Consider the following 14,052-nt stretch of genomic DNA (forward strand, 5'->3'; position numbering starts at 1 on the left):
TCCACAGCTAGCGCAGCGCCGGCCCCTGCAGCCCAGCAAGAATCGCCAGACGCTCGGCGACGCTGGTTCCCAGTTTCTTGGTGAAACGATCGAATGGCGACTCCTTCACCGTGAAATCAACGATCTCCGGCTCGCCGACGACCTCGCGTGCGACGTAGGCGGTACTGCCCAGACCGTCGACCAACCCCAACTCCAGTGCCTGCTCGCCGGACCAGATCAACCCTGAGAACAACTCCGGATGCTGCGCATCCTGGAGACGCTCACCGCGCCCACGCTTGACGCTATCGATGAACTGCTGATGAGTGGTCGCCAGAACACTTCGCCAGAACCGGGTCTCCTCCGGCTTTTCTGGCTGAAACGGGTCCAGAAACGCCTTGTGCTCGCCCGCGGTATACACACGACGCTCGACACCGAGCTTCTCCATGGTATCGACAAAACCGAAGGTGGCCGCGGTCACTCCGATCGAGCCGACCAGACTGGACTTGTCCGCGTAGATCTCATCGGCCGCACTGGCGATGTAATAGGCACCCGAAGCACCCAGATCGGTGATCACCGCATAGACCTTGATGGCCGGGTACTCGCCGCGCAAGCGACGAATCTCGTCATAGATGTAGCCCGACTGAACCGGACTGCCGCCAGGGCTGTTGATGCGCAGGATCACACCCTTCGTATTGGCGTCCTCGAAGGCCGCACGCAAGGCGCCCACGATGTTATCCGCACTCGCGGATTCCTCATCGGCAATCATTCCGCGCACGTTGATCACCGCGGTATGACTCTCCCGCGCAGCCTTGCCTTTCCCTAGCTGCAGCGCCGGCGAAAACAGCGCCAGCGCTCCGAACAAATAGATGAAAGTCAAAAGCTTGAAGAATATTCCCCACCGCCGAGCACGCCGCTGCTCCTGAACGCCCGCAAGCAGGGTCTTTTCCAGCAACTTCCAGCTGCTGCGATCGTCCTTGGACTCATCCACCGGAGCTTTCCATTCATCCGACATATGCATTCACCTCAGAACCAGCCATGGAGCGCAGCCAACTGCCGAGCTCCGAAAAATGATCGATCCCCAGGCGCGGCTCGTACTGCTGCAGAACATGCAGCGGCTGCGCACCGTAGCCAACCGCAACGCTGTCCACCCCAGCGCGATGAGCCATCTGCAGATCGAACACCGAATCCCCGATCATCAGCGCCCGCTCCGGGCGGACACCGCAATGCGCGAGGATCTCGTGAATCATCAGAGGATCAGGCTTGCTTGCCGTTTCATCCGCGCAACGCGTGATATCGAACAAGTCTTCCCACCCCTGCCCCGCCAGGACGCGATCGAGCCCACGACGCCCTTTGCCGGTCGCCACCGCGAGCAGATAACCGGCCTCGCGGAACTCCGAGAGTGCTTCGGTGACACCTGGGTACGGCATGGAAGGCTGAGCTTCCAACCCCAGGTAATGTTCACCGTAATGGTGGCGAAACGCCTCGACCCGCGCCGCATCGACCTGTCCCGGGTACAGCACCTCGACGGCCTCAGGTAGCGCCAGCCCGATGATGCCCTTGACCGCCGTGTCGTCGACTTGCGGCAGGCCACAGGACCGAGCTGCAACATGGATCGATTCGACGATACGCCCGATCGAATCGACCAAGGTGCCATCCCAATCGAATATCAGAACCTTGTAGTTACTCACCGAGACGCTCCAGCGTGCGAGCCCACACCTCGTCGACCGGTGCCTCCAGCGACAGCTCCCCGCCATCCGGCAGGGGCACCTTCAGCGCATAGGCATGCAGAAACAGACGTTTGCCACCCAACTCGCGAACCTCGCGAGTGAAGTCCTCGTCACCATACTTGCTGTCCCCGGCGATACTGTGCCCCGCATGGCGTGCATGCACACGAATCTGGTGTGTACGCCCGGTCACCGGCTTGGCCTCGACCAGCGTCGCGAAATCACCGAAACGACGCAGCACACGAAACAGCGTCAGCGCCTCTTTGCCGTCCTCGGTCACTTCGACCATGCGCTCTCCGGAACGCAGGGTATTCTTCAGAAGCGGCGCACTGACCTGCTTCTTCGAGGTATCCCAGCGGCCGCGCACCAGCGCCATGTAACGCTTGTCCACACCGTCGCCACGTAGCGCCTGATGCAAATGGCGCAGCATGCTGCGCTTCTTGGCGACCATCAGCAGGCCGGACGTATCCCGATCGAGGCGATGGACCAGTTCAAGCTCCTTGGCGTCCGGGCGGAGCTGGCGCAACGCCTCTATCACGCCATAGGACAGCCCGCTGCCGCCGTGCACGGCGATGCCGGCCGGCTTGTTCAGCACGATGAGCGCCTTGTCCTCGTAGACGATGGCACTCTCCAGCCGCTCCAGCAGCCCCTGGGCCAGCGGCTCGGGCTCGTCTCGCTCGGCCAGACGCAACGGCGGCACGCGCACGAGATCGCCGGCCTGCAGCTTGTACTCGGGTTTGATCCGCCCCTTGTTCACCCGCACCTCGCCTTTGCGCAGGATGCGGTAGATCAGCGTCTTGGGAACGCCTCTGAGCTGGGTACGAAGGAAGTTGTCGATGCGCTGGCCGGCAAGTTCCGGCGCGACCTCGAGTATTTGCACACCGGAGGTCTGGGAGGGGGTATTGGTCATCGCGGCATCATACCAATTTTCATGGAATTGAAGCACTTAAACATTGCTGTTATAGTCGCGAACGCCGCCAAAAGCGGCCAGGTCACGGGAGGCCAATGATACGCCCGCCCTGACTGGCAAAAATGTTCGAGGACGTGAGGCCGTCCGACGGAGCTTCCCTCAAGTAGCGGTGAAGTTGCGAAACAAGCCTTGAAGACATGATGCGTGCCCCCACTGGGGAATCGCGATAACAACCCGCTCCCCGGATTCTGCGAGCGGCACCCGATTTTCAAAGTATGCGTGTTGGGTGGAGATGCACAGCATCGGATTGCGTAGCAAAGGCTTTCACAGACGCTCCATTCCGTCCGCTACCGATGCCTGATTCCTCCTCCCGAACCATTGCTTCTGTTCCGACAGCAAGCAGGAGACGTCGTCGCGACGCCGGTCCATTTGGCCGCACATCGCTGGACACTGGAGTGCCTTACAACCATTCCTGACTCACCTGACACCGACCGCGAGAGTCGTGTGTGCCGAACGCCGTTTCCGGATGCCACGGAAACCGACGGTACTACATGAAAAGAATGCTAATTAACGCAACTCAGCCTGAAGAGTTGCGTGTCGCACTGGTCGACGGCCAACGCCTGTTCGATCTGGACATCGAATCCGGTGCCCGCGAACAGAAGAAAGCCAACATCTACAAGGGCAAGATCACCCGCGTCGAGCCCAGTCTCGAAGCCGCCTTCGTTGACTTCGGTGCCGAACGGCACGGCTTCCTCCCCCTCAAGGAAATCTCCCGCGAGTACTTCAGCAAGTCGCCTGAAGGCCGCGTAAACATCAAGGATGTGCTGCGCGAAGGCCAGGAAGTCATCGTCCAGGTCGAAAAGGAAGAACGTGGCAACAAGGGTGCGGCCCTGACCACCTTCATCAGCCTCGCCGGCCGTTATCTGGTGCTGATGCCGAACAATCCGCGCGCTGGCGGCATTTCGCGCCGCATCGAGGGCGAAGAGCGCAATGAGCTGCGCGAAGCGCTCAATGGCCTGAATATTCCAGCCGACATGGGCCTCATCGTGCGCACCGCCGGCCTGGGCCGCTCCAGCGAAGAACTGCAGTGCGATCTCGACTACCTGCTGCAGCTCTGGACCGCGGTGAAAGACGCCTCCCAGGATCGCGCCGCGCCATTCCTGATCTATCAGGAATCCAACGTCATCATTCGCGCCATCCGCGACTACCTGCGCCAGGACATCGGCGAAGTGCTGATCGACAGCGTCGAGGCGCAGGACGAGGCGCTGAGCTTCATCCAGCAGGTGATGCCGCAGTACGCCAGCAAGATCAAGCTGTACGAAGACAGCGTGCCGCTGTTCAACCGCTTCCAGATCGAAAGCCAGATCGAAACGGCCTTCCAGCGTGAAGTGAAACTGCCTTCCGGCGGCTCCATCGTCATCGACCCGACCGAAGCCCTGGTGTCCATCGACATCAACTCGGCGCGCGCCACCAAAGGCGGCGACATCGAAGAGACCGCACTGCAGACCAACCTGGAAGCGGCCGAGGAAATCGCCCGCCAGCTGCGCCTGCGTGACATCGGCGGTTTGATCGTGATCGACTTCATCGACATGACCCCGGCCAAGAACCAGCGCGCCGTCGAAGAAAAGATGCGCGAAGCGTTGGAAGCCGACCGCGCGCGCATTCAGGTCGGCCGCATTTCGCGTTTCGGCCTGCTGGAAATGTCTCGCCAGCGCCTGCGCCCTTCCCTGGGCGAAACCAGCGGCATCGTCTGCCCGCGCTGTAACGGCCAGGGCATCATCCGCGACGTCGAATCGCTGTCACTGGCGATCCTGCGCCTGATCGAAGAAGAGGCCCTCAAGGATCGCACCGCCGAAGTCCGCGCCCGCGTGCCCTTCCAGGTCGCGGCGTTCCTGCTCAATGAAAAGCGCAACGCCATCACCAAGATCGAACTGCGCACCCGCGCGCGCATCTTCATCCTGCCGGACGACCACCTGGAAACGCCGCACTTCGAAGTTCAGCGCCTGCGTGACGACAGCCCGGAGATCATCGCCGGCCAGGCCAGCTACGAAATGAGCCAGAGCGAGACCGAAGAAGTCCAGCCGGTCAGTTCGACTCGCACCCTGGTTCGCCAGGAGGCCGCGGTCAAGACCGCACCGCAGCGTAGCGCACCCGCCACCAGCGCCGCGCCGGCGCCTGCGGAAGCGCCCGTGGCCACGCCCGCGCAGGAACCAAGCCTGTTCAAGGGCCTGATCAAATCGCTGGTTGGTCTGTTCGCGGGCAAGGCCGAAGAGCCCCAGGCCGCGGCGCAAGTGGAGAAGAAGCCGGCATCCGCCCGTCCGCAGCGCAACGACGAGCGCCGCAGCGGCCGTCAACAGAATCGCCGCCGCGATTCCCGCAATGGGCGTGACGAGGAGCGCAAACCGCGTGAAGAGCGTCAGCCGCGTGAAGAACGGCAACCCCGCGAGGAGCGCCAGGCTCGCGAAGAACGTCAGCCGCGTGAAGAGCGCCAGCCACGCCCGCCGCGCGAGGAGCGCAAGCCCCGCGAGCAGGCAGAGGCCGCTGAAGCCCAGCCACGTCGCGAGCGTGCCCCGCGAGAAGAGCGCAAGCCCCGCGAAGAGCGCAAGCGTGAACTGCGTGCTCCTATCGACGAAGCACCGACAGTAGCGCAGGAGGAGCAGGCCGAGCGCCAGCCCCGCGAGCCCCGCGCCCCGCGCGAAGAGCGCAAGCCGCGCGCCGAACAGCAGGCTGCGCCTGCGGATGAACTGCTGCAGCAGGCCCTGGAAATCGGCGAGACCGAAGATGCTCAGGAAGCCAACGAAGGCGCGGAAGGCAACGACAGCGAGCGACCACGTCGTCGCTCCCGTGGTCAGCGTCGTCGCAGCAACCGTCGCGAACGCCAGCGCGATGCCAACGGCAACGAAATCGAAGACGCCGACGAGAGCAATGCCCCGGTGAAGACCGAGGAAATCGCCATCGCCGCTACTGCCGCCGCCCTGGCCGCGAACACCGCCGACACCGAAGCCGCGCCCCAGGCGACGCTGGCCGAAGACACGGTGATTCAGACCAGCAGCGAAGGCGTCGCTACGATCGTCGAACACGCGCCAGTCGCCCAGCCTGCTGCGAGCGAAGGCATCGACGAGCGCAAAGCCAGCGAAGAACCTGCACCAGCCGAGGCGCCGACCGATATTCCGGTACAGCCGGCCGAGGAAGCGCCGCAAGAGGTAGCGCAGGTCGCCCAGCCGGAAGCAGCGCCCCAGCCCGTCCCGGAGCCTATTGTCGAGAAGCCCGAAGCGACACTGGCTGCCACCCCGACGCTGACGCCGAGCGGCCGCGCACCGAACGATCCGCGCGAGGTTCGTCGCCGTCAACGCGAAGCCGAGCGCCTGGCCAAGGAGGCAGCTGAAGCCGAAGCCAAGGCCGCAGCGGAGCAACCGCTGGCGAGCCCTGAGATCGTCGCCAGCGAGCCGGTCGTGGACACGCAGCCGGAGCTGCCCGTCGCTCAGCAGGCAGCAGACGCTCAGCCCGAGCAGACGATAGAGCCTGTGCCTGCCCAGCAGCAGCCCGCAGTGGAGCAACAGTCGACCGAACTGGTTGCCGAGCAAGTGCCTGCCGACGATGCAAGCGAGCACAAGCCGGTAGCGCCAGCACTCGACGAGGCGCCTCAGCCTGCTGCCGAGGAATCGGAGCAGCCTGCTCAAGGCACCGAACCGGACAACCGTGAGAAGCCGCAAGGCTAAGCGGCACGGGTGTTGAAAAAGGGATGCTTCGGCATCTCTTTTTTTGTTTTCGTCCAGCCCTGAGGATGCGTTGCATCTAGCTCTAGCGCAGAGGAGCCCCGGCGAACGTAGCGGCAGATACAAGAACGCCCGTTGCATTGCATCGGGCGTCAGGTACCGCTATCTCATTGGGACCGGCGAACGTTGCCCATCCAGGCCGGTTCCAGGCCATCGACCACCGATCAGAGCACGTTCGGCTCGATTTCCAGGCAGACATCGAAGCGTTCGAGCACGTCGGCCTGGATCCGTCGCGCCAGCTCCAGCAGCTGCTCGCCGGTAGCCTGTCCATGGTTCACCAGCACCAGCGCCTGCAGCCGATGAACGCCGGCGTCGCCATCGCGAAACCCCTTCCAGCCAGCTCTTTCGATCAGCCAGCCGGCAGCGAGCTTTACCAAGCCAGCGTCCTGCGGATAGGCGACAAGATCGGGATAAGCCGCGCGAAGTGCATGCGCCGTCTCGGCGCTCACCAGCGGATTCTTGAAGAAACTCCCGGCATTGCCCAGCTCCCGCGGGTCCGGCAGCTTTTCACTGCGAATGGCGCTGACCGCACGGCTGACATCCACAGCCGTGGGCTCGACGATCCCCTGCTCCGCCAGCCACTGGCGGATCGGGCCGTATTCGAGATGCAACGGGGCCTGGCGGCGCAGAGCGAAACGCACCCGCAGGATCAGATAGCGCCCCGGCATCTGCTTGAAAACGCTGTCGCGATAGGCGAATGCGCAGTCGGCCAGCGCGAAGTCCCGAAGCGCCCCGGTTTCGATATCCAGCGCCGTGAGACCGGAGAAGACATCCTTGATCTCGACCCCATAGGCACCGATGTTCTGAATCGGTGAAGCGCCCACGGTCCCGGGGATCAGGCTCAGGTTTTCCAGCCCCATCAGGCCCTGCTCCAGACTCCAGAGCACGAAGGGATGCCAGGGCTCCCCGGCCTCCACCTCGACGATCACCTGAGCGGCCGACTCGTCGATGATCCGCTTGCCTCGACTGGCCATGTGCAGCACCAGGGCCGGCACATCGCGAGTCAGTAGCAGGTTGCTTCCGCCACCGAGCGGCAGAAGCGGCACCCCAAGCTGGCGCGCACGGGCAATCGCCTCATACACATCGGCATCACTGAGCGCCTCGGCGAAATATTGGGCACGCTGGTCTACGGCAAAGGTGTTGAATGGCTTGAGGGAGCGGTTTGCTTCTATGGTAAGGCTCACAGTCGCCCCTTTATCTCGGCGAGCAGCGCATCACTGGCCTCTTCGATGAGATTCAGCACGTTGTCGAAGCCGTCTGCTTCGCCATAGTAAGGGTCGGGCACTACGTCGCAGCCAAGCCCGTAGCGACGCAGCAGCAGGTCGACTTCCGCCTTGGCGCCGTGTTTCGGGCGCAGAGCCTGCAGCCGTGCCAGATTGTCGTGATCCATTGCCAGGATGAGATCGAAGCGCTGGAAGTCCGCAATGGAAACCTGCCGGGCGCGCAAGGCGTCGAGCCTGTAACCACGCCGTCTCGCCGCCTCGCACGCCCGCTGGTCTGGCGCCTTGCCGACATGCCAGTCGCCGGTTCCGGCGGAATCGATCTCGACTCGCGCGCCAAGGCCGGCCTGCTCGATCCGCTGGCGAAACACACCCTCGGCCGTGGGCGAACGGCAGATATTGCCCATGCAGACGAACAGCACCTTCATGTCAGCCACCCAGCAAACGGCGAACCCGATCCAGGTCCTCAGCCGTGTCGACCCCGGCGGGAGGAGTTTCGACGGCATCGGCAACATGGATGCGCCGCCCATGCCAGAGCGCACGCAGCTGCTCCAGACACTCCGTATCCTCCAGCCAGCACGGGCCCCAGGACACGAAGTCGGCCAGGAATTCAGCACGGTAGGCATAGATGCCGATGTGCCGCCGGTAAGGGACTCCGGGCGGTAGCTGGCTGCGGTCCACGGCAAAGCTGTCACGCGCCCAGGGCAGCGGCGCTCGGCTGAAGGTCAGCGCCAGGCCGTTGATATCCGAGAGCACCTTGACAACATTGGGATTGAACAGCGCCTGAGCATCCGCCAAAGGTTCGGCCAGCGTAGCGATGGCAGCCTCCGGATGGTCCGCCAGATTGGCGGCGACCTGGTCGATTACAGCCGGCGGAATCATCGGCTCGTCGCCCTGCACGTTGACCACGATGGCATCGCCAGGCAGCCCAAGCTGCTCGGCCACCTCGGCCAAACGATCGGTGCCGGAGTTATGCTCGGCGCGGGTCAGCACGACCTCTGCGCCAAACGCTGTGCAGGCATCGACGATGCGCTGATCATCAGTGGCAATCACTACACGCTGAGCCGCGCTCTTGCGCGCCTGCTCCCAGACGTGTCGGATCATCGGCTTGCCGGCGATGTCCTGCAGCGGCTTGCCGGGCAATCGGGTCGATGCGTAGCGGGCCGGAATGACGACGGTATAGGCGGTGCTCATTTGTCCAGACGCTCATCCACATCCAGAGTACGCGCTTCGCTCTCGAGCATTACCGGGATGCCGTCACGCACGGGAAAGGCCAGGCCATCGGCCTTGCAGATCAGTTCCGACTTGTCCTCGGCGAGCTTCAACGGCCCCTTGCATAGTGGGCAGGCCAGAATGTCGAGCAGTTTGGTATCCATGCGCAGTCCTTGGAAGCGATCGACCGCGGCGGCAGGTCGAGCGGCTTAAGAGAGATCGGGCAGCAATCGCGCCAGCTGATCGTCGAACCAGGTTACGAACGCCGTGGAGGGCACGGCCTGCACCTGCAGATACGACCAACCCGGGGGTGCGAACGCCCGGCATTTCACCGCGTCCTTCTCGGTCATCACCAGTGGCAGCTCGGGGCTGAACTTCAGCTGCTCCGGGCTGTAATCGGCGTGATCGGCGAAGGCGTGCGGAATCGGTCGCCAGTGTAGCGTCTCGAGCGTGTCGAAGAAACGCTGCGGGTTGCCGATACCCGCCACCGCATGCAACTGCTGGCCGGCCGGGTAGTGATCCAGCGGCCAACGTCGACCGGTACTCAGCTCGACCAGGCCAACCGGCTGAAGGCTGAACGCATACCCTTCGACGGTATCGGCGGCGGCGCCGTTGAACAGTACGGCATCCACCTCGCCAAGCCGCTCAGGCGGCTCACGCAGGGGGCCAGCCGGCAGGCAGCGGCCGTTGCCAAGCCCACGCGCGGCATCGATCAGCACCAGTTCGAGATCGCGCGCCAGACGGTAGTGCTGCAGACCGTCGTCGGAGAGGATCAGATCGAGCGGCTCCTGCTCGAGCAGAGCACGAACGGCGCGCGCGCGATCAGGATCGATCATCAACGGAACCCCCGTACGCTGAACGATCAGCAGAGGCTCATCGCCGCAGTGCTGTGCCGGGTGCTCGGCGCGAACCCGCCACGGCAGCGTCGGGGGCTCGGCAGCGTAGCCACGGCTGACGACCCCGACACGCAGCCCGCGACGTTGACAGTGTTCGATCAACCAGAGGATCAGCGGCGTCTTGCCCGTGCCACCGACGGTGATGTTACCGACGACGACAACCGGAACAGGAGCACGATAGGAGGTGTTCGGATCTTCGAGGAAACGCCGGCGCCTGGCTTCGACCACTCGCCGGTACAGCAGCTCCAGGGGCGCCAGCAGACACAAAGCCGGATGCCCCTGATACCAGGCACGTTGCAGGCGCTCGGCGACGGACATCAGGGCGACGCCTGCGCCTCGACCGTGGTGATCCGCAGCTGGGCGAAGCCGAGCTTGCCTGCGGCATCCATCGCCGTGATGACCGCCTGGTGCGGCGTCTTGCCATCGGCGCTGATGACCATCGGCAACCGGTTGTCGCCGCCGGACTCCTTGCTCAGCGCGGCCATCAGCGAATTCAGATCGCTCTTGAGCAGCGCCTTGCCATTGAGCGAATAATTGCCAGCCACATCGATCAGCACTTCCAGCTGGCGAACCTCGGCATCCTGAGGCGGTGTGCCGCTGGCCGCTTCTGGCAGGTCGACCTTGAGCTGCGTTTCACGGGTGAAGGTGGTGGTGACCACGAAGAACAGGAGCAGGATGAACACCACGTCGATCAGCGGTGCGAGTCCGATCTCCACGTTCTCCCGGGGTTTGCGACGGAATTTCACGCCTTCTCCTCACCGAGATCGACATCGCGGTCGCCCTGCACCACTTCCACCAGCTTGATCGCCTCCTGCTCCATGCCGACGACGAGTTCGTCGACGCGACGCTGCAGGAAACGATGGAAGAACAGCGCGGGGATACCGACCATCAAGCCCGCAGCGGTGGTGATCAGCGCCTTGGCGATGCCTCCTGCGAGAAGCGGTGCGTTGGCCATGCCCGAGCCCATGAAGGCACTGAAGATTTCGATCATGCCCAGCACGGTCCCCAGCAGACCGAGCAAGGGTGCAATGCCGGCGATGGTGCCCAGGGCGTTGAGATAGCGCTCCAGATCGTGAACGACGCGGGCGGCGGCCTCCTCGATGCACTCCTTCATGATCTCGCGACCACGCTTGGAATTGCTCAGGCCGGCGGCGAGGATCTCACCCAGCGGGGAGTCGGCGCGCAGCTCCTTGAGTTTCTGGTTGCTGAGCTTCTTGTCCTTGATCCACTTCCAGACCTGGCCTAGCAGATGCGGAGGTGTGACACGGCTCGGACGCAGCGTCCATAGGCGCTCGGCGATGATGCCGGCGGCTGCGATGGAACACAGGATGATTGGCAGCATTATCCAGCCGCCTGCTTTGACCAGCTCCCACACGAGATGAATCCCCCTCGAAAAAGTGGCGCCACTCTAGCATAGGGTCGCCGGGTCGCCGACGGCCGCCGTTCTCATTTTTCCCGCCAGAATCGTCGCTGCGAACGTTGTAGCCGAGGAGGCGAAAAGCTTCCCAGCTCTATGCGGATTGCGCCATGCAAGGCGGTGTCGTAGGCCCGGATATCGAGGATCTCGAGCCGCTCGACCACGCTTGGGTGTGGGTGTCCGAAGGCATTGTGCAGGCTGCGCGAGATCAGCGCGGCATGGGAGGCGACGCCGCGCAGAAACGGTTCTGACGACGAGCTGCGGCTGCCATGGTGGGGCAGCAACAGCCAGTGCGATGGGGTGCGCTGTCCGCTTGCCAGCCATGCCCGCTCCGCGGCCTGGTCGATGTCGCCGGTGAGCAGGATCCGCTCACCATTGGCCTCGATTTGCAGCACGCAGGAGTGCTGATTGCTGTCGCGTGCCATCTGCCATTGCCACAGACTGAAGCGCACATCGTTCCACTGCCAGCTGCTACCGCTTTCGCAACGTTCGGCGCCCAGATCAGGCGCAAGGCGCGACGGCTCGCCACTGACCACCCGATCAACCCTCAGCAACCGCTGAACCGCGTCCGCACCGCCCGAATGATCATTATCGGCATGACTCAGCAACAGCAGATCCAACCGAGTCACGCCAAGGGTCCGGAGCGAAGGGACGACCACCCGCTCGCCCGTATCGAAGTCGCCCTGCTTCGGCCCGGCATCGTAGAGCAGTGCATGCTCGCGGGTGCGTACAAGCACCGCCAGGCCCTGCCCCACATCCAATACCCAGACCTGCGCCCGGCCGTCTGGCACCTCGACACGAGGCGGGAACGCCAGCGGCAACAGCAGCAGCAAACCCAGCGAACGCAGCGGAATACCCGCGGGCAGCAACAGCAACAGGACGCCCAGCCCGATTAACGCCAGCGCCCAGACGGGCAGGCCGACCGCAATCCAGGCGGGTTGCCAATTGGCTATCGCCGCCAGGACGTCGAACAGCAATGCCAGCGAATAGCCGACCACCGACAGCAGCGCTTCGCCAACCCCGGCCAGGGGCAGCAGGAGCGTACCGAGCAACGCAAAGGGCACGGTCAGACTCACCCAGGGTACGGCAAGCAGATTGGCCAGCGGCCCGCTCGCACTTACCGGCAATCCGAGGGCCAGCAACAGCGGAAGCAGACCAAGGGTGGCCGCCCACTGCGCCCGGGTCAGGGCCATCCACCAGCGCCATGAGCCGAGCCGCCCCGAGAACGCCAATGCCAGAACCGCCACCGCTCCAAACGACAGCCAGAACCCCGGCTGCAATGTGACCAGGGGATCGAACAGCAGGACACCATCGAGCGCCAGCAGCAGCGGCAACCAGACACCCAGATGGCGAAAGCGCAATCGCCAGACAAGCACCACCGTCACCATCAGGCAGGCACGACGCACCGGTACATCGAAACCGGCCAGCCAGCCATAGGCCAGCGCACCGCTTAACGCCAGCCCGCACGCCCAGGGCAACCAGGGCAACCGCCGCGGCCACGCACCCAGGCGAGCCAGCAATGCGACCAGACCATAGAGCAGCCCCGCCAGCATGCCGATGTGCTGTCCGGAGATGACCATCAGGTGGACGGTGCCGGTGTCCTGCAACACCTGCCAGTCGCCGCGGCTCAAACCGGAATCGTCACCCACCACCAGTGCCGCGATGGCGCCCTGCCGATCGGATGCCGGAACGGCCATGAGCCGCGCCCGAAGCTGATCGCGCCATCCGTCGCTTGCCGCCGACGCCGTCAGGCGCTCGCCCGCCTTTATCGTGCCCGCGGCGCCGATGCGTCGCGCCAGCAACCAGGCTTCGTAATCGAAGGCGTGGGGATTGACCATGCCATGCGGTCGCTTCAGTCGCGCCGCCAGGCGCCAGCGCTCGCCGGCTTGCAGCAGCGGACCGTCATACCAGGACAGCCGCACCTTCGATGGCAACCCGGCATGGCGCGATTGGATGTCGTCGAGCTCGAAGCGCACCACATTGCCGATACGGCTGGGCAACCCCACTACCCGTCCCTCGATCCAAAACGTACGACCGTCCATGGACGCCGGTAAGCGGTCGTCGATGGCGCTCTGGCTCTGGTAGCAGGCCCAGCTCAAACCCAGCAGAAAAAAGCCCGGCGCCACCCAGCGGTGACGCAGCAGGAGCAGCAGTCCGACAGCCGCCAGCGCCGCACAGAACCACTGCGCGGGCAAGGCAGGAAGGAAGCGTGGCAGGACCAGACCCGCGGCGAGCGCAAGCATCCATGTGCGCATTTTTCAGTCTCCAGAAATCCTTTCCGGACCGTTATCGAAGCGGGGCAATCTGTCGCAGGCGTAGACGTAATGTCACAAAACTACTGTCAGCGTCGCACCGCGATTCAAGGCATAATCGCCCGGCTGCTGCCTTCAGAGAACCTTCATGCCGCGTCGTTTTTTCAAACGCTACATGCCGCACCCCGATCGCATCAAGACTAACAAGTCCCTGCGTTTTCTCGGCGCGCTGATTCACGATCCCAATCTCTGGCATCTCAATCGACATTCGGTATCCCGCGCGATGGCGATCGGCTTGTTCTGGGCCATGATCCCGATGCCGATGCAGATGCTCGCGGCGGCCGTCTGCGCCCTGCCCTCCAGAGCCAATCTGCCGATCGCGGTGGGGCTGGTCTGGCTGACCAACCCGCTGACCATGCCGCCGGTCTTCTATTGCAACTACAAGATCGGCACCTGGCTGCTGGACACCCCGGCCTCCAGCATGCCGGCAGAACTGAGCCTGGCCTGGGTACGCTACATGCTGCAGCACAACTGGCAGCCGCTGTACCTGGGCTCCCTGGTCAGCGGGCTGGTGCTGGCGGTGCTCGGTTATGTATTCACCCAAGCCTACTGGCGGTGGTGGGTTGGCCGCAGCTGGCGGCGGCGGCAGAACGGCCGTCGTTGACG

General features: G+C 63.9%; 13 protein-coding genes. 2 read left to right on the top strand and 11 right to left on the bottom strand.

The genetic code is table 11. The features are described 5' to 3' along the window. Nucleotides 1-7: 7 nt before the first annotated feature. The 3 genes from sppA to rluC are packed head-to-tail and all read right to left on the bottom strand — an operon-like array spanning nt 8 to nt 2,613. A complete protein-coding gene (gene sppA, locus PSTAB_RS12960; protein ID WP_011913736.1) occupies nt 8-991 on the bottom strand; it encodes a signal peptide peptidase SppA in 984 nt (327 codons plus the stop codon). Further along, complete coding sequence (locus tag PSTAB_RS12965; RefSeq protein ID WP_013983252.1) at nt 981-1,667, bottom strand: HAD-IA family hydrolase; 687 nt, start codon at nt 1,665-1,667, stop codon at nt 981-983. The genes sppA and PSTAB_RS12965 overlap by 11 nt, the downstream gene beginning before the upstream one ends. After that, a complete protein-coding gene (gene rluC, locus PSTAB_RS12970) occupies nt 1,660-2,613 on the bottom strand; it encodes a 23S rRNA pseudouridine(955/2504/2580) synthase RluC (protein WP_013983253.1) in 954 nt (317 codons plus the stop codon). Before rluC ends, PSTAB_RS12965 begins: the two co-directional genes overlap by 8 nt. A gap of 551 nt (nt 2,614-3,164) precedes the next feature. Here rluC and rne point away from each other — a divergent pair. Beyond that, a complete protein-coding gene (gene rne, locus PSTAB_RS12975) occupies nt 3,165-6,332 on the top strand; it encodes a ribonuclease E (RefSeq protein ID WP_193384073.1) in 3,168 nt (1,055 codons plus the stop codon). A 221-nt stretch (nt 6,333-6,553) separates the two neighbouring features. On the opposite strand, the gene murB is transcribed toward rne, so the two are convergent. From murB to PSTAB_RS13015, 8 genes are all read right to left on the bottom strand, one after another. Beyond that, a complete protein-coding gene (gene murB, locus PSTAB_RS12980) occupies nt 6,554-7,573 on the bottom strand; it encodes a UDP-N-acetylmuramate dehydrogenase (RefSeq protein ID WP_013983255.1) in 1,020 nt (339 codons plus the stop codon). Next, the gene (locus PSTAB_RS12985; RefSeq protein ID WP_013983256.1) at nt 7,570-8,037 is read right to left on the bottom strand and encodes a low molecular weight protein-tyrosine-phosphatase; all 468 of its coding nucleotides are present in this window, start codon (nt 8,035-8,037) and stop codon (nt 7,570-7,572) included. Before PSTAB_RS12985 ends, murB begins: the two co-directional genes overlap by 4 nt. Before the next feature lies 1 nt (nt 8,038). After that, nucleotides 8,039-8,803 carry a 3-deoxy-manno-octulosonate cytidylyltransferase gene (gene kdsB / locus PSTAB_RS12990; RefSeq protein WP_013983257.1) on the bottom strand — a complete coding sequence of 255 codons (765 nt, stop codon included), beginning with the start codon at nt 8,801-8,803 and terminating at the stop codon, nt 8,039-8,041. Continuing rightward, nucleotides 8,800-8,985: a Trm112 family protein gene (locus PSTAB_RS12995; protein ID WP_011913743.1), complete on the bottom strand. Its 186-nt coding sequence runs from the start codon at nt 8,983-8,985 to the stop codon at nt 8,800-8,802. The genes kdsB and PSTAB_RS12995 overlap by 4 nt, the downstream gene beginning before the upstream one ends. 45 nt (nt 8,986-9,030) lie before the next feature. Further along, nucleotides 9,031-10,035, bottom strand: coding sequence for a tetraacyldisaccharide 4'-kinase (gene lpxK / locus PSTAB_RS13000; RefSeq protein WP_013983258.1), 1,005 nt, complete (start codon nt 10,033-10,035; stop codon nt 9,031-9,033). Further along, nucleotides 10,035-10,463, bottom strand: coding sequence for an ExbD/TolR family protein (locus tag PSTAB_RS13005; RefSeq protein WP_013983259.1), 429 nt, complete (start codon nt 10,461-10,463; stop codon nt 10,035-10,037). Before PSTAB_RS13005 ends, lpxK begins: the two co-directional genes overlap by 1 nt. Then, nucleotides 10,460-11,092 (bottom strand): MotA/TolQ/ExbB proton channel family protein, encoded by a 633-nt coding sequence (locus tag PSTAB_RS13010; RefSeq protein ID WP_013983260.1) that lies wholly within the window; start codon nt 11,090-11,092, stop codon nt 10,460-10,462. The genes PSTAB_RS13005 and PSTAB_RS13010 overlap by 4 nt, the downstream gene beginning before the upstream one ends. 71 nt (nt 11,093-11,163) lie before the next feature. Next, a complete protein-coding gene (locus PSTAB_RS13015; protein WP_013983261.1) occupies nt 11,164-13,389 on the bottom strand; it encodes a DNA internalization-related competence protein ComEC/Rec2 in 2,226 nt (741 codons plus the stop codon). Between the two features lie 145 nt (nt 13,390-13,534). On the opposite strand from PSTAB_RS13015, the gene PSTAB_RS13020 reads away from it, so the two are divergent. Then, the gene (locus tag PSTAB_RS13020; protein ID WP_011913748.1) at nt 13,535-14,050 is read left to right on the top strand and encodes a DUF2062 domain-containing protein; all 516 of its coding nucleotides are present in this window, start codon (nt 13,535-13,537) and stop codon (nt 14,048-14,050) included. The last annotated feature ends 2 nt before the right edge of the window (nt 14,051-14,052 follow it).

The organism is Stutzerimonas stutzeri, from assembly GCF_000219605.1.
Classification (GTDB): Bacteria; Pseudomonadota; Gammaproteobacteria; order Pseudomonadales; family Pseudomonadaceae; genus Stutzerimonas; species Stutzerimonas stutzeri.

Excerpts from the sequence above, each read along its gene's own strand:
- sppA (WP_011913736.1), bottom strand. The coding sequence starts at position 991 with ATGTCGGATGAATGGAAAGCTCCGGTGGATGAGTCCAAGGACGATCGC.
- rluC (WP_013983253.1), bottom strand. The coding sequence starts at position 2,613 with ATGACCAATACCCCCTCCCAGACCTCCGGTGTGCAAATACTCGAGGTC.
- rne (WP_193384073.1), top strand. The coding sequence starts at position 3,165 with ATGAAAAGAATGCTAATTAACGCAACTCAGCCTGAAGAGTTGCGTGTC.
- PSTAB_RS12985 (WP_013983256.1), bottom strand. The coding sequence starts at position 8,037 with ATGAAGGTGCTGTTCGTCTGCATGGGCAATATCTGCCGTTCGCCCACG.
- kdsB (WP_013983257.1), bottom strand. The coding sequence starts at position 8,803 with ATGAGCACCGCCTATACCGTCGTCATTCCGGCCCGCTACGCATCGACC.
- PSTAB_RS12995 (WP_011913743.1), bottom strand. The coding sequence starts at position 8,985 with ATGGATACCAAACTGCTCGACATTCTGGCCTGCCCACTATGCAAGGGG.
- lpxK (WP_013983258.1), bottom strand. The coding sequence starts at position 10,035 with ATGTCCGTCGCCGAGCGCCTGCAACGTGCCTGGTATCAGGGGCATCCG.
- PSTAB_RS13015 (WP_013983261.1), bottom strand. The coding sequence starts at position 13,389 with ATGCGCACATGGATGCTTGCGCTCGCCGCGGGTCTGGTCCTGCCACGC.
- PSTAB_RS13020 (WP_011913748.1), top strand. The coding sequence starts at position 13,535 with ATGCCGCGTCGTTTTTTCAAACGCTACATGCCGCACCCCGATCGCATC.